Below are 17,653 nucleotides of genomic sequence, written 5' to 3'. Positions count from 1 at the left end.
GCCCAGCCGTCCAGCCGTCCAACCGCGGGCAATCGTGCCGCCAAGGGCGGCACGGGTGGGCGCGGGCGGCACCCCGCGAACGCCGGGCTGCGCGGCCCACCCCCCGGCAGCGGCACCGGACTCGCGGCCCATCCCGGCAGCAGACCCCCGGTGAGGCACCCGTCCAGGCGGCAGCGCCGGGCAACCCCTGGCCAACCCGCTACGCGTCCGCGCCCTGCCCGTCCGCGCCCTGCCCGTCCGCGCCCTACGCGTCCGCGTACTTCGCGTCGGCCGCCGGATCCAGCGCCAGCCGGTACCCCCGCTTCACCACCGTCTGGATCAGCTTCGGCGCCCCCAGTGCCGTCCGCAGCCGCGCCATCGCCGTCTCGACGGCGTGCTCGTCGCGCCCCGCCCCCGGCAGCGCCCGCAGCAGGTCGGCCCGCGGCACCACCCACCCCGGCCGCCGGGACAGAGCCCGCAGCAGGGACATCCCGGCCGGCGGTACGGGCTTCAGGCAGCCGTCGACCAGGACCGCGTGCCCCCGGATCTCCACCGTGTGCCCGGCGATCGGCAGCGAACGGGCCCGTGCGGGCAGCTCCTTGCACAGCAGCTGCACGAGCGGCCCCAGCCGGAACCGCTCGGGCTGGACGGTCTCCACGCCCCGCGCCTGGAGCGGCAGCGCGGTCACCGGGCCGACGCAGGCCGGCAGCACGTCGTGGTGGAAGGCGGAGAGCAGGTCGGGCAGCAGCCCCCGCTGCTCCGCCCGCGACAGCAGCGAGGCGGCGGCCGGCGCGCTGGTGAAGGTGACGGCGTCCACCCCGCGCGAGACGGCGGCGTCGAGGAGCCGGTCGAGGGGCGAGACGTCCTCCGGTGGCATCCACCGGTACACGGGCACGCCCACGACCTCCGCTCCCCCGGCCCGCAGCGCCTCGACGAAGCCGGGCAGCGGCTCCCCGTGCAGCTGGACGGCGACACGACGGCCGTCGACGCCCTCCTCCAGCAGCCGGTCGAGCACCTCCGCCATGGACTCGCTCGACGGTGACCAGTCCTCCGTCAGGCCCGCCGCGCGGATGGCGCCCTTCACCTTGGGCCCGCGCGCGAGGAGCTCCACGTTCCGCAGGCGGGCGAGCAGTTGCTCGCCGAGCCCCCAGCCGTCGGCCGCCTCCACCCAGCCGCGGAAGCCGATGGCCGTGGTGGCCACGACGACGTCCGGCGCCTGGTCGAGGAGGTCCTTGGTGGCGGCGAGCAGTTCGCTGTCGTCCGCGAGCGGCACGATCCGCAGGGCGGGCGCGTGCAGCACCGCCGCCCCACGCCGCTGGAGCAGCGCGCCGAGCTCGTCGGCCCGGCGCGCGGCGGTCACGCCCACGGTGAACCCGGCGAGGGGCCCGTGTCGCTCGGCGTCCTGGACCGCGGCCGTGCTCTGGTCCGGTACCTGCTGTTCCTCTTGCATAACTCTCGTCCCGCACTCGAGTCGTGACACCTACATGAGGTGGTGTTTCACCTGCATGCCGATCGAGCCTGTCAACGGTGCGTGACAGGCTCGGTTCGGCTTCATGTCACCAGTGTTACGTCACACCTCGGCGTAGCTGAGCTGCGGCTTCGCCTCGGAGGTGGCGCCGGAGGCGGTGATCCGGCCCGCCGGGCGGCGAAGGTATACGGCCCAGGTGACCGCGAAGCAGGCCGCGTAGAAGGCGAGGAAGGCGACGAACGCGCCGGTGCCGGAGCCGTAGGAGAGGAAGGACTGGCGGAAGGCCATGTTGATGCCGACCCCGCCGAGCGCGCCCACCGCGCCGATGAGTCCCATGGAGGCGCCGGACAACCGCCGGCCGTGGGCGGCGGCCGCCTCGCCCTCCAGCCCCTTGGCGAGGGCCTTCGCGTGGAAGATGCCGGGGATCATCTTGAACGTCGACCCGTTGCCGAGGCCGCTGAGCACGAACAGCACCACGAAGACGGCGACGAAGAGCGGCAGCGACTTCTGCATGCTGGCGAAGATCAGGATGCCGGTGGCGACGGCCATGCCGACGTAGTTGTAGAGGCTGATGCGGGCGCCGCCGTAGCGGTCGGCCAGCCAGCCGCCGAGGGGGCGGATCAGGGAGCCGAGGAGCGGGCCGATGAAGGTGAGGTAGGCCGCCTGGAGGGGCGTACGGCCGAACTGGGTGGTCAGCACCTGGCCGAAGGCGAAGCTGTAGCCGATGAACGAGCCGAAGGTGCCGATGTAGAGGAAGGACATGATCCAGGTGTGGGCGTCCTTCGCGGAGTCGATCGCGGCGCCGGTGTCGTTCTTCACGGAGGACAGGTTGTCCATGTACAGCGCGGCGAGGGTCGCGGCGATCAGGATCAGCGGGATGTAGATCCCGAGCAGCACGCGCGGGCCGCCGCCGGCGCCGATGACGGCGAGGCCGGCGAGCTGGAGGACCGGTACGCCGATGTTGCCGCCGCCCGCGTTCAGGCCGAGCGCCCAGCCCTTCTTGCGGAGCGGGAAGAAGGCGTTGATGTTGGTCATGGAGGAGGCGAAGTTGCCGCCGCCGATGCCCGCCAGCAGGCCGATCAGGAGGAAGGTGTTGAAGGAGGTGCCCGGCTCCATCACCGTGAACGCGGCGACCGTCGGGATCAGCAGCAGACCGGCGGAGACGATCGTCCAGTTCCGGCCGCCGAAGATCGCGACGGCGAAGGTGTACGGCACCCGGACGACGGCCCCGACCAGCGTCACGATCGACGTGAGCAGGAACTTGTCGGCCGGCGTGAGGCCGTACTCCGGGCCCATGAAGAGCACCAGCACGGACCACATCGTCCAGATCGAGAAGCCGATGTGCTCGGAGAGGACGGAGAAGAGGAGGTTGCGGCGGGCGATCTTCTCGCCCTTCTCGTTCCAGAAGGTCTCGTTCTCCGGATCCCACTCCTCGATCCAGCGGCTCCCCCGCTTCGGGGCGGTCGGGGGTGCGGCGGCTGTACCAGGGGCTGTCATGACGCCTCCACGTGCTCCGGGGCTCGGGTGGTTCGCGGTGATGAGCGGTGATGAGTCCCGAAGGTAGGGAGGGCGCGTTTCCGGACTGTGCCTGTGAGTGACCGGAAGGGAACGTTGCTCTCACGTCGGGCGGGGGCGGGGTGAGAGGTTCCGGGTGGGGCCGGCGGCCCGGGCGGGCCGTCGCGGGGGTCCGGGACCCGGTGGGAATCCGCGGGCGCCGCACGGCAGCGGGCGACGCCCCGCAGGTCGGCTCCAGCGTAGACGCTCCCCCACGTGGACGATGTCCTACGTATCCGTGGAGGTCAGGTTCATGTCTATGGCGGGTATCCATGCCCCGGCAGGCCGCTCGAGCCACGACTCGGCCGAAGCGAGTTCGGCCGCCGCCCGGCGCAGCGCGTCGAGGGCCGGATGGACCAGCCCCTTGCGCCACACCAGCGAGACCGGGGAGAGGGGGACCGGGTCGACGAGCGGCCGCAGCACCGTCCCGGGCATGGCCGGAAAACCCACCACCACGAGGATCGGATGGGGCTCCTTGGCCATGATGCGCTGGAACTCCTCGATCCCGACGGCCAGCGGCGCGGGCGGGGCGACCTCGATGCCGCGCCCCTCGAACAGCAGACGGCCCAGGTCGGTCCACTCCGGCGTCCGTGGATTGCCGGCGCCCGCGTACACGCTCTCCCCCACCAGCGCGCCCAGCGGCACCTGCGCCGACGCCGCCAGCCGGTGCCCCTCGGGCAGCAGGACCGCCATCGGCTCGCAGCGCACGAGCTGGTGGTCCAACCCGGCCCGCAGGGCGGGGTCCAGGCCCGCGTACCGGCCGAACGACGCGTCCAGCCGGCCCGCGACGATCTCCCCGGCGGCGCCCGTCAGACCGCTCTCGTAGCGGGCCATCAGCTCCAGCTCTGGAGCGAGTTCACGGGCCCGGTACAGCACGCGGCGGCCGGTCTCCAGGCCCGGGGAGTTCAGGTCGACCAGCAGCGGGCGGGCCTGGCGGAACGCGGCGAGCAGGTCGTCCTGCGCCTGGAGCACCCTGCGCGCGTGGGGCACCAGCCGGTCGCCGTCCGGGGTGAGCGTCACCTGCCGGGTGGTCCGCACGAACAGCTCGGCGCCCAGCTCGCGCTCCAGCCGCCGTACGTCCCGGCTGAGCGCCTGCTGGGCCACGTAGAGGCGGGCGGCGGCGCGGGTGAAGTGCAGTTCCTCGGCGACGGCGAGGAAGGCGCGCAGGAGCCGGGGATCGAGGTGAGCGGACATCCGGCGAACTTACATCACAGGTGCGTGAATCGGCGCGGAGAAGGTGTTGGACCCCTTGATCACCGGCGGGTGACCGTAGGGACATGCCGCCGTCACCGCCCGACCGGGCCCCGCTGCTCACGCTCACCGCCGACACCCTCGTGGCCGTCGACTTCACCCCCAGAACACGCACCGATCCCCGGACCCGAACCCGCACCCGGTCCCCCGGCCCGTACCGGCGACTGCTCGCCATCCCCGGAGCCCGCGCCTTCACCGCGGGGAACCTCCTCGCCCGCCTGCCCATGGGCATGTTCAGCGTGAGCGCGGTCGTGATGATCGCCGGTACGCGCGGCTCGTACGCCCTCGCCGGCGCCGTCACCGCCGTCGGACTCGCCGCGACCGCGCTGGTCGCCCCGTGGACCGCGCGGCTCGTCGACCGGTACGGACAGGCCCGGGTCGCCGTCCCGGCCACGCTGTTCGCGGCCCTCGCGAGCCTCGCCCTGGTGCTGTGCGTGCGGTACGGCGCCCCGGACTGGACCCTGTTCGCCGCCTACGCGGCCACCGCGACGACGCCCAACACCGGCGGCATGTCCCGCGCCCGCTGGGCCCACCTGCTCAGGGACGACCCCTCGGGCGCGGCCGCCCTGCACACCGCGAACTCCTTCGAGCAGGCCGTGGACGAGCTGTGCTTCATGCTGGGGCCGGTCCTCGCGGCCTTCCTGTGCGGCGCGTTCTTCCCCGAGGCGGGCACGCTGGTGGGCGCGGTGCTGCTGGTGGTGGGCATCCTGCTGTTCGCCGCCCAGCGCTCGACCGAGCCGCCCCCGCACCCCCGCACGAGGGCCGCGTCGCCCCTCCGCTCCCCGGGCATACCCGCCCTGCTCGTCGTCTGTCTCGCGCTGGGGGCGGTGTTCGGGGCGACGGAGGTCGTCACGATCGCGTTCGCGGACGGGCGCGGGCACGCCGCCGCGGCCGGGGTCGTGCTGGCGCTCCAGGCGGCCGGTTCGTTCGCGGCCGGCCTGGTGTACGGGGCGGTGCGGCCGTCCGGGCCGACCGCGCGGCGCCATCCGTGGACCGTGGCGGCGATGACCGCGCTGCTCACCCTCCCGCTGCTGGCGGCCACCACCGCCGGCTCGCTCCCGCTGCTGGCGGCCGCACTGCTCGTCGCCGGGATGGCCACCGCCCCGACCATGGTCACCACCATGGCCCTCGTCCAGGAACGCACCCCCGAGGGCCGCCTCAACGAGGGCATGACCCTGGCCGTGACGGGCCTCCTCGGCGGCATCGCCTGCGGCAGCGCGGCCGGCGGCTGGACGGCCGAGCACGTCTCCCCGACGGCCGGATACGCCGTACCCGTCACAGCGGCCGCGCTCGCGCTGCTGCTCTCCCTCGCCACCTCCGACCGACCGGGCGACGGCCACCCGCATCCCACCGGACACGACCACCACCTCCGCTCCCGGCCGCGGGCCGATTCACGCACGCCCCATTGACGGCCGCACGCCGGCCACCTACCTTCGCCCGTCGAAGCGCTTCGACGTCACGCATCGAATCGATTCGATCGACACCGCGTGACGACCGTTCCTGCCCGAAGAACCATCCGGCTCCCGTGGAGGCAAGGTTGACGGCACGAAGGCGTGTGGTGGCGAGTGCGGCGGCGGCCCTCGCGGGGGCCCTGTTCCTGGCCTCCTGCGGTGACTCGGACGGCGGCGGCTCCTCCGACGCCAAGACCCTGCGACTGTGGCACTACGAGGCTCCGAACAGCGCGATGGGTGTCGCCTGGGCGGAGGCGATCAAGGAGTTCGAGGCCACGCACCCGGGGGTGAAGGTGAAGTTCGAGGAGAAGAGCTTCGAGCAGATCCAGAAGACCGCCCCGATGGTCCTGAACTCCTCCGACGCCCCCGACCTCATGGAGTACAACAAGGGCAACGCGACGGCGGGCCTGCTCTCCAAGCAGGGCCTGCTGACCGATCTTTCGGCGGAGGCGACGAAGCGCGGCTGGGACAAGCTGCTCAGCGCGGGCGTGCGCACCACCAGCCAGTACGACACCGACGGCGTGATGGGCTCCGGCAAGTGGTACGGCGTGCCCAACTACGCCGAGTACACGATGATCTACTTCAACAGGGACCTGTTCGCGAAGTACGGGATCCCCGAGCCGAAGACGTTCGACGACCTGATCTCGGCGATGGACACCTTCGTCGACAACGACGTCACCCCGCTCGCCAACTCCGGCGCCGAGTACCTCGCCCAGCAGTACGTCTACCAGCTCGCCCTCTCCAAGGCCGACCGCTCCTGGGTCGACTCCTTCGAGCTGTACAAGGGAAAGACCGACTTCCACGACGCGGCCTGGACGCACGCGGCGGAGACCTTCGCCGACTGGGTGAAGAAGGGCTACATCGCCAAGACCTCCAGCGGCACCAAGGCCGAGCAGGCCGGCGTCTCCTTCATCCAGGGCGAGGCGCCGATCCTGTTCTCCGGGAGCTGGTGGTACGGCCGCTTCCAGGACGAGGCGACGTTCGACTGGGGCACCACCCTGTGGCCCGGCTCGAACCTCACCCTGGGCTCCGGCGGCAACCTGTGGGTCGTCCCCAAGAGCGCCGGGAACAAGGACCTCGCGTACGACTTCATCGACATCACCATGTCGAAGAAGATCCAGAACCTGCTCGGCAACAAGGGCGGCGTCCCGGTCGCGGCGGACGCCACCGCCATCACCGACCCCAGGGCCAAGGAGCTCATCACCCACTTCAACACCCTCTCCGACCGCGACGGCCTGGCCTTCTACCCCGACTGGCCGGTCCCCGGCTTCTACGACGTCCTCGTCTCCGAGACGCAGAAGCTGATCACCGGCAGCGCGCAACCGGACGCCTACCTGGACGCGTTGCAGGAGGCGTACGACAAGGGCGCCCCGAAGCGGTGACGACGACCCTCGAGCGGGGCGGGCGGGTGACCGGAAAGCAGGACCGGGCCGTTCCCCCGCGCCGCCCCCGTGACTCCTACGCGCTGTTCCTGCTCCCGGGCGCCCTCGCCTTCCTCGCGGTCGTCGTCGTCCCGTTCCTGATGAACACGGGCGTGAGCTTCACCGACTGGCAGGGCGTGGGCAGCCCGGACTGGTCCGGGCTCGCCAACTACCGCGAGCTGATGGACGACTCCGAGTTCTGGGCGTCCTTCCGGCACAGCCTCTTCATGGTCGTCGCGATGGCGGTGGTCCCCACGGCGATCGGGCTGGTGCTGGCGGCCGCCCTGTTCGACTACGTGGGCCGGCACTTCGGCACCACGATCACCGCCGTCCTGCGCGCCTGCTTCTACCTCCCCCAGGTCCTGCCGATCGCGGTCGCCGGCATCGTCTGGAGCTGGATCCTCGCCCCGGAGAACGGCTCCCTCAACGAGGTCCTCGAGGCGATCGGCCTGGGCTCCTGGCAGCAGGACTGGCTCGGCGACCCCGACCTCGCGCTGTACAGCGTCATGGGCGTGATGGTGTGGGTGCAGATCGGCTTCCCGCTGGTCGTCTTCATGGCGGGCCTGCAACGCGTCGACCCGCAGCTCCACGAGGCGGCGGAGCTGGACGGCGCCGGCTGGTGGCGCCGCTTCCTGCACATCACGCTGCCGCAGATCCGTCCGGAGATCTACGTCGTGCTGACCTGGTGCACGATCGCCGCGCTCAAGGTGTTCGGCGCGGTGTACGTCCTGACCAAGGGGGGTCCCGGCGGGGCGACGAACGTGCCGTCCTACTTCTCCTTCACCACGTTCTTCGAGAAGACCCAGGCCGGCTACGGCGCCGCGATCTCCACCGTGCTGACCGTGATCATCCTCGCCCTGTCGCTGCTCGGGCTGAAGCTGCAGACCCGCGCGGAGGACGCGGAGGAAGGGGCGCGCACATGACCGCCGTCCGTCGCTACCCGGTCCTCGTGGCCCTCTGTCTCGCCGCCCTCTTCATGGTCGTCCCGTTCCTGATCGTGGCGGTGAACGCGGTCAAGTCCCCGGCCGAGTACGCCCAGAACGGCCCGCTCAGCCTCCCCGACGGCCTCTACCTGGACGGCCTGAAGGACTTCTGGGAGCGCGTCGACTACAGCCAGAAGCTCGTCAACTCGGTCCTGATCAGCGGCTCCGTGGCCCTCCTCGCGGTCGTCCTGTCGGTGCTGAACGCGTACGCGATCGGCATCGGGAGGATCAGGGGACGCGCCTGGGTGCTGGCCTTCTTCGTCCTGGCGAACATGCTGCCGCAGGAGGCGCTGGTCTACCCCGTCTACTACCTGAGCAAGCAGGCCGGCCTGTACGACACCCGGCTCAGTGTGATCATCGTCTTCACGGTGATCCAGGCCGCCTTCGGCACGTACCTGCTCTCCTCGGTGCTGGGGCAGTTCCCCCGGGAGATCATCGAGGCCGCGCGGATCGACGGCGCGAGCACGTGGCAGGTCCTGTGGCGGATCGTCGTCCCGGTCAGCCGCCCCACCCTCGGCGTCCTCCTGGTCTTCTTCTTCGTCTGGACCTGGAACGAGTTCCTGCTCCCGCTGGTCATGCTGATCTCCAACGACAACCAGACGGTGTCGGTGGCCCTCGGCGTCCTGCAGGGACAACGCCTGATGGACGCCACGATGACCAACGCGGCCGCGCTGCTCGGCGTGCTCCCGGCCCTCGTCTTCTTCCTCGTCTTCCAGCGGACGCTCACCCGCGGCATCGCGGTGGGAGCCGTGAAGTAAGGACCCCCCACATGAAGTTCACCGACGGTTACTGGCTGCTGCGCGAGGGCGTCACGGCCTCCTACCCGGCCGAGGTGCTCGACGTGAGCGAGTCGGACGGCGTACTGGAGATCCACGCGCCCACCCGGCCCATCCGCTCGCGCGGCGACCTGATGACGGGACCGGTCATGACGATCACCGCCCACACCCCGATGCCCGACGTCATCGGCCTCACCCTGACCCACCTCACCGGCGAGCAGCCGCGCGAGCCCTCCTTCGACCTCACCGCGGGTGATGCCGCTCCCCAGATCTCCTACGACGACGGGCACGCGACCCTCACCTCCGGCGCGCTGTCGGTACGGGTGACCCGAGGAGGCCCCTGGCACGTCGAGTTCCTCGCGCACGGCCGTACCCTCACCTCCAGCGGTCACCGGAGCATGGGCATCATGCGGGACGCGACCGGCGCCCACCACCTGCGCGAACAGCTCAACCTCGGCGTCGGCACCAGCGTCTACGGCCTCGGCGAACGCTTCGGCCCGCTGGTGAAGAACGGCCAGGTCGTCGACATCTGGAACGCCGACGGCGGCACCGCCACCGAACAGGCCTACAAGAACGTCCCCTTCTACCTGACGGACGCGGGCTACGGCGTCTTCGTCGACCATCCGGGCAAGGTCTCCTTCGAGGTCGGCTCGGAGACCGTGTCGCGGGTGCAGTTCAGCGCCGAGACGCAGGAGTTGACGTACTACGTCATTCACGGCCCGACCCCGAAGGACATCCTGCGCAGGTACACGGCCCTCACCGGCCGCCCGGCGCTCCCGCCGGTCTGGTCGTTCGGCCTGTGGCTGTCGACGTCCTTCACGACGTCGTACGACGAGGAGACGGTGACCTCCTTCATCGAGGGCATGCGGGAGCGCGAACTCCCGCTGTCCGTCTTCCACTTCGACTGCTTCTGGATGCGGGAGTTCCAGTGGTGCGACTTCCGGTGGGACCCCCGGGTGTTCCCCGATCCGGAGGGGATGCTGGCCCGGCTGAAGGCCAAGGGGCTGCACGTGTGCGTGTGGATCAACCCGTACATCGCCCAGCGGTCGCCGCTGTTCGCGGAGGGCAAGGCGCTCGGGCACCTGCTGAAACGGCCCGACGGCAGCGTCTGGCAGTGGGACATGTGGCAGCCCGGCATGGCGCTCGTCGACTTCACCAGCCCGGCCGCCCGCGACTGGTACGCGGCGAAGCTGGAGGCGCTGCTCGCGCAGGGCGTCGACTGCTTCAAGACCGACTTCGGCGAACGGGTCCCGGTCGACGTGGTCTGGTCCGACGGCTCCGACCCGGAGCGGATGCACAACTACTACACCTACCTCTACAACCGCACGGTCTTCGACGTGCTGCGCAAGCAGCGCGGTGAGGGCGAGGCGGTCGTCTTCGGGCGGTCGGCGACGGCCGGGAGCCAGAAGTTCCCGGTGCACTGGGGCGGCGACTGCGAGGCGACGTACGAGTCGATGGCCGAGTCGCTGCGCGGCGGGCTCTCGCTGGGCCTGTCCGGGTTCGGCTTCTGGAGCCACGACATCGGCGGCTTCGAGGGCACGCCGACGCCCGCGCTGTTCAAGCGGTGGCTGGCCTTCGGGCTGCTGTCGTCGCACAGCCGGCTGCACGGCTCCTCCTCGTACCGGGTGCCGTGGCTGTTCGACGAGGAGTCGGTGGACGTGCTGCGCCACTTCACCCGGCTGAAGCTGCGGCTCATGCCCTACCTGTACGAGGCCGCGCGCGTCGCCCACGAGGAGGGGACGCCGCTCATGCGGGCGATGGTCCTGGAGTTCCCCGACGACCCCGGCTGCGCCCACCTGGAGCGGCAGTACATGCTCGGACCGGATCTGCTGGTCGCGCCCGTCTTCGACGACGAGGGAGACGTCACCTACTACGTCCCCGAGGGCACCTGGACCCACTACCTCACCGGGCGCACGGTCACCGGCCCGCGCTGGGTGCGCGAACGGCACGACTTCCTCAGCGTGCCGCTGCTGGTCCGGCCCGGCACGGTCCTCCCGGTGGGCGCGCACGCCGACCGGCCCGACTACGCGCACGCCGACGGGGTCACCCTGCGCGCCTACGGCCTCCGGCGCGGCGGACGGGTGACCGTGCGGGTCGGGGAGGCCGTCTTCACGGTCGTCCGGGAGGGCGACACCCTGCGGGCCTCCGCGGGCGATCCCTCGGCTCCGTGGGCACTGGCGGCCGGGGACCGGGTGGCGCGGGCCCGGGCCGGCACCGGATTCCTGACCCTGGAGCTGGACTGATGGTGAAGATCACCGACGTGGCCCGGCGCGCCGGGGTCTCCCCCAGCACCGTGTCCTACGCGCTCAGCGGCAAGCGCCCGATCTCCGAGGAGACCCGGCGCCGCGTCGAGGACGCCATCCGCGAGCTGGGCTACCGTCCGCACGCGGGCGCCCGCGCCCTCGCCAGCAGCCGCTCCAACGTGCTGGCGCTGGTGGTGCCGCTGCGGGCCGGCATCCACGTCCCGGTCGTGATGCAGTTCGCGGTGTCGGTGGCGGTGGCCGCCCGCCGCCACGACCACGACGTCCTCCTGCTCACGCAGGAGGAGGGCGAGGAAGGCCTGCGCAGGGTCGCCGACACCGCGCTGGTGGACGCCCTGATCCTGATGGACGTCCAGCTCCGCGACCCCCGGCTGACGCTGCTGCGCTCCCTCGACCGACCGTCCGTGATGATCGGCTTCCCGCACGAGGCCGCCGGCCTGACCTGCATCGACCTCGACTTCCGGGCGGCGGGCGAGGCCTGCGTGGAGCACCTGGCACGGTTCGGGCACCGGGTGGTGGCCCTGGTCGGCTCGCCGCCGGAGGTGTACGTGCGGGGGACGGCGTTCGCGCAGCAAGTGGTGCAGGGGTTCACCGAGGCCGCCGACCGCGCCGGTCTCGCCACCGCCGTCCACCCCTGCGAGGCCACGCCCGCCGCCGCCCGCCGGGTGGCGGAGCGGCTGCTGCGCGAGCAGCCGGCGCTGACCGGTGTCGTCGTCCACAACGAGGCGGTGCTGGAGCCGCTGATCGACGCCTTCGAACAGCTGGGGCTCCGGGTGCCCGGCGATCTGTCGGTCACGGCGATCTGCCCCGACGAGCTCGCCGAGAGTTTGCGCGTGCCCGTCACCTCGATCGCGCTGCCGGCCGCGGAGGTGGGCACGCGTGCGGTCGAGCTGCTGATGGCCAAGCTGGCCGGTGACGAGGTGCCCGAGGCGACCTTGTTGCCGCCCCGGCTGACGCAGCGGGCGAGCACGGCCCCGCGCCCCTCCTGAACCATCCGGCGGTGAACCGCCCTTGCCTGCACCGCCCTGACCCGCACCTCCCCGTCCCGCACCGCCCTGTGTGATCCGCCCTGTGTGCAAGGCCCTGTCGCAACGAGACGTCGAAGGAGCCGTGACGTGAAAGGCAGACGAAGAAGCCGCAGAACCCCGCTCGTCCTGGCGTTCGCCCTCATCGCCGGTCTGGGAGCCGCCGTCCCCGCGGCGGCCGACCCGGCCCCGCCCCCCTTCCGTAACCCCGCCCTCTCCGTCGACCGCCGCGTCGACGACCTCCTCTCCCGGCTCACCCTCAGCGAGAAGATCTCCCTCCTCCACCAGCACCAGCCCGCCATCCCCCGCCTGGGCATCCAGTCCTTCCGCACCGGCACCGAGGCCCTGCACGGCGTCGCCTGGCTCGGCGAGACCACCGTCTTCCCGCAGGCCGTCGGTCTCGCCTCGACCTGGGACCCGGAGCTGATGGAGCGGGTCGGCTCGGCGGTCGGCGACGAGGCCCGCGGCTTCCAGCAGGAACGCCCCGACGGCTGGGGCCTCAACCTCTGGGCCCCGGTGGTGAACCTCCTGCGCGACCCGCGCTGGGGCCGCAACGAGGAGGGCTACAGCGAGGACCCGACACTGACGGGCGCCCTGTCGACGGCGTACGGGAAGGGCCTGACGGGCGGCGACCCCGACCACCTCAAGACCGCGCCCACCCTCAAGCACTACCTCGCCAACAACAACGAGTGGCACCGCACGACCACCTCCTCCGAGCTGCGCCCGCGCGTGGCCAAGGAGTACGACGAGGCGGCCTTCAGACCGGCGATCGCGGCGGACGCGGCCACGGGGGTGATGTCCTCGTACAACCTGGTCAACGGCCGGCCCGCGACGGTGAACCCGGACCTGAACGACGTCGTGCGGAGCTGGACCGACCGTGATCTGCTGAACGTCACCGACGCCTTCGCCCCCGGCAACCTCCCCGGCGACCAGCGCTACCACCCCACCCTCGCCGAGGGCGACGCGGCCGCGTTGAAGGCCGGCATCGACAGCTTCACGGACAACGGCGCGGACCCCGGCCCGACCGTCGGCGCGATCACCTCCGCCCTGGAGCAGGGTCTGCTGGCCGAGTCGGACATCGACACGGCCGTCTCCCACATCCTCTCCGTGCGGGTCCGCCTCGGCGAGTTCGACCCGGGCGGCGGCAGGTACGGGGCGATCGACAAGTCGGTGATCGACAGTCCCGAGCACCGCAGGCTGGCCCGCGAGGCCGCGACCGAGGGCGCGGTCCTCCTCAAGAACCACCGGAACGCCCTCCCGCTGAACGCCTCGCACAAGGACGTCGCCGTCGTCGGCCCCCTCGCCGACACCCTCTACACCGACTGGTACTCGGGCACCCTCCCCTACGCCGTCACCCCGGCCGACGGCATCGCCGCCAAGCTCGGCACCGACGTCACCACCAGCGAGGGCGTGGACCGCGTCACGCTGAAGGACACGGCGACGGGCAGGTACGTCACGGCGGGCACCGGCACGGCGGGCGCGGCACTGAAGGAGAGCGCCCAAGCGCCGACCACGGAGGCCCAGTTCGACGTGTTCGACTGGGGACAGGGCTTGCTCACGCTGCGCTCGGCGGCCAACGGCCGCTTCGTCGGCTACAACTGGTCGAACTTCGTCAACGACCAGGTGCAGCCGGGCGGCTGGTTCGTCCAGCAGCTCTTCCGGCTGGAGGAGCAGCCGGACGGCACGCACCTCCTGCGGTACGCGGGCTACGAGACGGAGGAGCCCTGGTGGTCGAACCCCGTCTACCTCGGCCCGACCGGCGCGGACGGCACCCTCGGCCTCGTACCGAGGGAGCAGGCCGCGCACTACGCGAAGGACGTGGTGCGCAGCGGCCTTCAGGAGGCCGTCGCCGCGGTGAAGGGCAGGGACACGGCGGTCGTCGTGGTCGGCTCCAACCCCTCCATCAACGGCCGTGAGGCCCACGACCGCACCGACATGTCCCTGGCCCCCGCTCAGGAAGCCCTCGTCGAAGCGGTCCGCAAGGCCAACCCGAACACCGTGGTGATCGTCGAGAACAGCTATCCGACCACCCTGGGGAAGCTGCAGCAGCGGGTCCCGGCCCTCCTGTGGACCTCCCACGCCGGCCAGGAGACGGGCAACGCCCTGGCCGACCTCCTCTACGGCGACGCCAACCCCGCCGGCCGCCTCACCCAGACCTGGTACCGCTCGGAGGCGGACCTCCCGTCCATCCTCGACTACGACATCATCAAGTCGGACCGCACCTACCAGTACTTCCGGGGCCGTCCCCTCTACCCCTTCGGCCACGGCCTGTCGTACACGACCTTCCGCTACGGCGAGCTGCGGCGCGTGACCGACGGCTACGAGGTGCAGGTCACCAACACGGGCAGCCGGGCCGGCGACGAGGTGGTCCAGCTCTACGTCCACCAGCGCGTCTCCCGCGACGAGCAGCCGCTGAAGCAGCTGAAGGCGTTCCAGCGGGTGTCGCTGAGGCCGGGCGAGACGAAGCCGGTCCGCCTGAAGCTGTCCACGTCCGACCTCGCCCACTGGGACGTCACCCGTTCGAAGTGGGTGGTGGAGACGGGCACGTACGACATCATGGTCGGCGCCTCCTCCTCGGACGTCCGCGCCGCCACGACCCGGCAGGTCAGGGGCGAGACCATCCCGCCCCGCGACCTGTCGAAACCGACCCGCGCCGAGAACTTCGACGACTACGAGGCAATCCGCCTCGTCGACGAGTCCAAGGCGCGCGGCACGGCGGTGGAGTCGACGGCCGACGGGGCCTGGCTCCGCTTCAAGGACGCCCGTCTGTCGCCGGGCGCCGGCCGTCTCACCGCCCGTGTCGCCGGCACGGTCCCCGGCACGCTCGAAGTCCGCCTCGGCTCCCCCACCGGCCCGCTCGCCGGCACGGCCCGCACGGAGGGGACGGGATCGCCGTACACCTACGACACGGTCACCGCGAACCTGTCACCGGCGGCGAAGGGCCGCACGGACGTGTACCTGGTGGTGAGCAAGGGCCTGCGCCTGTCGACGTTCACCCTGGGGTGAGAGGCCCCGTCACGACAGAAGCCCCGCTGCTCGCAAGCAGCGGGGCTTCGCCCACATGGGATGAGGGGGCCTGGGGGCATACCCCCAGAAGTACCTCCATCTGGTGGAGATGGCGGGAATCGAACCCGCGTCCAACGGTGCGGAACCAGGGCTTCTCCGTGTGCAGTTCGCTGTGCTTTTCTCGGCCCCGGCGATCACGCGAACAAGTCGCCGACGGGCCCAGTCACTGTGTGGTTTCCCTCTTCACCCCGTGACCGGGATCAAGGTTTAGTTCCCTAGCTGATGCCAGGATCCGGGTCGGGAACGAGCCCGGGCTGACACTCCCTTAAGTAAGGGGCAGTTGCCTAGCTACCTGATCAGGCAGCGAGGGCGAACTGCGTCGCCTTGGGAGAATCGCTCTTAACAGTGGCGATTATTTTTTTCGGCCTGTGGTTTACGAGATCATGGCCGCTTCCTCGACACGCTTCCCCTGCTTCGACAGCCGCTGTCGAAACCGATCATCCCCATGTTGATTTTTCAATCCCTCCGGAGAGGGGCCTGTGCCCGCTGTGGGGCACGGCTGCCATCGTACGTGACCAACGCACATCGGTGCCAGCCTATTCCCGCCGGGCGGTGAGCGGCCGGCGAGCCGCCGGTGAACGGCCGGCTACGCGCCCCGCTGCCGGCGCTTCGCCGCCGCGATCGCCCGATCGGTGTCCCGGCGGTCCTGCTTCTCCCGCAGGGTCTGGCGCTTGTCGTACTCCTTCTTGCCGCGTGCCAGCGCGATCTCGGCCTTCGCGCGGCCGTCCTTGAAGTACAGGGCGAGGGGCACGATCGTGTGACCCGTCTCCTCCGACTTCACGGCCAGCTTGTCGATCTCCTCCCGGTGCAGCAGCAGCTTGCGCTTGCGCCGCGCCGAGTGGTTGGTCCAGCTGCCCTGGCTGTACTCGGGGATGTGGGCGTTGTGCAGCCAGGCCTCGCCCCGGTCGACCTGGACGAAGCCGTCGACCAGCGAGGCACGGCCCTGCCGCAGCGACTTCACCTCGGTGCCGGTGAGCACGAGACCGGCCTCGTAGGTGTCGATGATCGCGTAGTCGTGCCGCGCCTTCTTGTTCTGCGCGATCATCCTGCGCTTGCCGCCCTTCTCGCCGTCCTTGGCTTTGGCGGCCGTCCCGCCCTTCTTGGGCTGGGACTCCTTCGGTACGTACATTCCCTTGCTCATAGTCCCGCCATTTTCGCACCTGGAGGGGGCCGGAGGGAAAGCCGATTACGCCGTGACCGGGAGGGCGCTCAGGAGGCGTCGCCGAGCCCGCTCAGCACGGTCTCGGCCTGCTGGAGCGCGCTGTCGCCGGCTTCCACGTCCGGGGTGATGCCGGTGCCGTCGACGGCGCGGCCGGACGGGGTGCGGTAGTGCCCGACGGTCAGCTCCGCGACGGAACCGTCGGGCAGCCGGCTCGGCATCTGGACGGAGCCCTTGCCGAAGGTGCGGGACCCCACCACGACCGCGCGGCTGCGGTCCTGCAGGGCGCCGGTGAGCAGCTCGGCCGCGCTCATGGTGCCCCCGTCGACGAGCGTGACCAGGGGTCTGTCGGTGTCGCCGCCCGGCTCCGCGTGCAGGGCACGCTGCTCGCCGTCGACGTCGTAGGTGGCGACGAGGCCGCCGTCGAGGAAGACGGAGGCGGTGGAGACGGCCTCGGTGACCAGGCCGCCGGAGTTGCCGCGCAGGTCGAGGACGATCCCGGCGCCGGCCGGGGCGTCGCGCACGGCGGTGCGGACGCTGTCGCCGACGCCCTTGGTGAAGGCGGCGACGGCAACGACGGTGACGTCCGGGGCGAGGGTGCGCACGGTCACCGAGTCGGTGGACAGGCGCGCCCTGCGCAGGGTCTCGCTCCACGCGCGCGTGCCGCGCTCCAGGCCGAGCCGGACGGTGGTGCCGGCGGGCGCGTCCGTGGCGTCACCGCGCAGTAAGGAGACCACCTCGGTGACCGGGCGGCCGTCGACCGCCCGCCCGTCGACGCTGCGCAGCCGGTCGCCCGCGCGGATCCCGGCGGCGGCGGCCGGCGACCCGGACCGTACCTCGGTGACCTCGATCCGGCCGTCCCGCTCGCGCCGCGCCTGAAGGCCGACGCCGGTGTACTGCCCGTCGAGGGACTCCGCGAACTCCTCGTACTCGCCCTCGGAGTACACCGCGGCCCAGCGGTCCCCGCTGCGGCTGACGGCGCGCTCGGCGGCCTCCAGGGGTGACTTCCCGGCGGCCATCGCCTCCTCGGCCGCCTTCCTCACCGCCTCGGGGTTGCTGGTGGGGGCGGTCGCGCGGGCCCGCTCGGACGTCGCCCTGCGGCCGCCGCCGTCCCCCGGCAGCGCTCCGGTCGCCGCGCCCGCGACGAGCACGCTCGCGAACACCAAGGTCAGGGCGGCCCCGCGGCCGAAGCGGCGGGACGGACAGAACGGGTCACTGCCTGACATGGCGGTGAGTCTAGGGGAATGCGAAGGGGGCGC

At 71.6% G+C, this 17,653-nt stretch carries 12 protein-coding genes and 1 other RNA gene; 7 read left to right on the top strand and 6 right to left on the bottom strand.

From position 1 onward, the window contains the following. Positions 1-244: 244 nt before the first annotated feature. From ACIHAR_RS20880 to ACIHAR_RS20870, 3 genes are all read right to left on the bottom strand, one after another. Entirely contained in the window at positions 245-1,429 is a 1,185-nt protein-coding gene (locus tag ACIHAR_RS20880) for a uroporphyrinogen-III synthase (protein WP_400020940.1), read from the bottom strand. Between the two features lie 120 nt (positions 1,430-1,549). Further along, entirely contained in the window at positions 1,550-2,944 is a 1,395-nt protein-coding gene (locus ACIHAR_RS20875) for a nitrate/nitrite transporter (protein WP_400020938.1), read from the bottom strand. Positions 2,945-3,229: 285 nt separating this feature from the next. Beyond that, positions 3,230-4,195 carry a LysR family transcriptional regulator gene (locus ACIHAR_RS20870; RefSeq protein WP_400020936.1) on the bottom strand — a complete coding sequence of 322 codons (966 nt, stop codon included), beginning with the start codon at positions 4,193-4,195 and terminating at the stop codon, positions 3,230-3,232. Between the two features lie 83 nt (positions 4,196-4,278). On the opposite strand from ACIHAR_RS20870, the gene ACIHAR_RS20865 reads away from it, so the two are divergent. The 7 genes from ACIHAR_RS20865 to ACIHAR_RS20835 all read left to right on the top strand — a co-directional run bounded on the left by ACIHAR_RS20865 (position 4,279) and on the right by ACIHAR_RS20835 (position 15,175). Beyond that, on the top strand, positions 4,279-5,661 hold the full coding sequence (locus ACIHAR_RS20865) for an MFS transporter (RefSeq protein ID WP_400020934.1): 1,383 nt from the start codon (positions 4,279-4,281) through the stop codon (positions 5,659-5,661). A 128-nt stretch (positions 5,662-5,789) separates the two neighbouring features. Continuing rightward, entirely contained in the window at positions 5,790-7,085 is a 1,296-nt protein-coding gene (locus ACIHAR_RS20860) for an extracellular solute-binding protein (protein ID WP_365462093.1), read from the top strand. Further along, positions 7,082-8,047, top strand: a complete 966-nt coding sequence (locus ACIHAR_RS20855; RefSeq protein ID WP_365462095.1) for a sugar ABC transporter permease — start codon at positions 7,082-7,084, stop codon at positions 8,045-8,047. Before ACIHAR_RS20860 ends, ACIHAR_RS20855 begins: the two co-directional genes overlap by 4 nt. Next, complete coding sequence (locus tag ACIHAR_RS20850) at positions 8,044-8,865, top strand: carbohydrate ABC transporter permease (RefSeq protein ID WP_365462097.1); 822 nt, start codon at positions 8,044-8,046, stop codon at positions 8,863-8,865. Before ACIHAR_RS20855 ends, ACIHAR_RS20850 begins: the two co-directional genes overlap by 4 nt. 11 nt (positions 8,866-8,876) lie before the next feature. Beyond that, positions 8,877-11,126 carry an alpha-xylosidase gene (yicI, locus tag ACIHAR_RS20845; protein WP_400020931.1) on the top strand — a complete coding sequence of 750 codons (2,250 nt, stop codon included), beginning with the start codon at positions 8,877-8,879 and terminating at the stop codon, positions 11,124-11,126. Beyond that, on the top strand, positions 11,126-12,133 hold the full coding sequence (locus tag ACIHAR_RS20840) for a LacI family DNA-binding transcriptional regulator (RefSeq protein ID WP_400020929.1): 1,008 nt from the start codon (positions 11,126-11,128) through the stop codon (positions 12,131-12,133). Before yicI ends, ACIHAR_RS20840 begins: the two co-directional genes overlap by 1 nt. A 126-nt stretch (positions 12,134-12,259) precedes the next feature. Then, positions 12,260-15,175, top strand: coding sequence for a glycoside hydrolase family 3 C-terminal domain-containing protein (locus tag ACIHAR_RS20835; RefSeq protein ID WP_400020927.1), 2,916 nt, complete (start codon positions 12,260-12,262; stop codon positions 15,173-15,175). 101 nt (positions 15,176-15,276) lie between these two features. Here ACIHAR_RS20835 and ssrA read toward each other — a convergent pair. From ssrA to ACIHAR_RS20820, 3 genes are all read right to left on the bottom strand, one after another. Then, positions 15,277-15,680, bottom strand: a transfer-messenger RNA (tmRNA) gene (gene ssrA / locus ACIHAR_RS20830). 141 nt (positions 15,681-15,821) lie between these two features. Then, on the bottom strand, positions 15,822-16,364 hold the full coding sequence (gene smpB / locus ACIHAR_RS20825; protein ID WP_365462144.1) for an SsrA-binding protein SmpB: 543 nt from the start codon (positions 16,362-16,364) through the stop codon (positions 15,822-15,824). Between the two features lie 80 nt (positions 16,365-16,444). Further along, the gene (locus tag ACIHAR_RS20820; protein WP_400020925.1) at positions 16,445-17,620 is read right to left on the bottom strand and encodes a S41 family peptidase; all 1,176 of its coding nucleotides are present in this window, start codon (positions 17,618-17,620) and stop codon (positions 16,445-16,447) included. Positions 17,621-17,653: the final 33 nt, after the last annotated feature.

The organism is Streptomyces sp. NPDC052016 (assembly GCF_044548445.1).
Classification (GTDB): Bacteria; Actinomycetota; Actinomycetes; order Streptomycetales; family Streptomycetaceae; genus Streptomyces.
This window is presented reverse-complemented; position numbering and strand designations above follow the sequence as displayed.

What these genes read in the sequence shown, in the direction of transcription:
- ACIHAR_RS20880 (WP_400020940.1), bottom strand. Translation starts at nt 1,429, where the DNA reads ATGCAAGAGGAACAGCAGGTACCGGACCAGAGCACGGCCGCGGTCCAG.
- ACIHAR_RS20875 (WP_400020938.1), bottom strand. Translation starts at nt 2,944, where the DNA reads ATGACAGCCCCTGGTACAGCCGCCGCACCCCCGACCGCCCCGAAGCGG.
- ACIHAR_RS20870 (WP_400020936.1), bottom strand. Translation starts at nt 4,195, where the DNA reads ATGTCCGCTCACCTCGATCCCCGGCTCCTGCGCGCCTTCCTCGCCGTC.
- ACIHAR_RS20865 (WP_400020934.1), top strand. Translation starts at nt 4,279, where the DNA reads ATGCCGCCGTCACCGCCCGACCGGGCCCCGCTGCTCACGCTCACCGCC.
- ACIHAR_RS20850 (WP_365462097.1), top strand. Translation starts at nt 8,044, where the DNA reads ATGACCGCCGTCCGTCGCTACCCGGTCCTCGTGGCCCTCTGTCTCGCC.
- yicI (WP_400020931.1), top strand. Translation starts at nt 8,877, where the DNA reads ATGAAGTTCACCGACGGTTACTGGCTGCTGCGCGAGGGCGTCACGGCC.
- ACIHAR_RS20840 (WP_400020929.1), top strand. Translation starts at nt 11,126, where the DNA reads ATGGTGAAGATCACCGACGTGGCCCGGCGCGCCGGGGTCTCCCCCAGC.
- smpB (WP_365462144.1), bottom strand. Translation starts at nt 16,364, where the DNA reads ATGTACGTACCGAAGGAGTCCCAGCCCAAGAAGGGCGGGACGGCCGCC.
- ACIHAR_RS20820 (WP_400020925.1), bottom strand. Translation starts at nt 17,620, where the DNA reads ATGTCAGGCAGTGACCCGTTCTGTCCGTCCCGCCGCTTCGGCCGCGGG.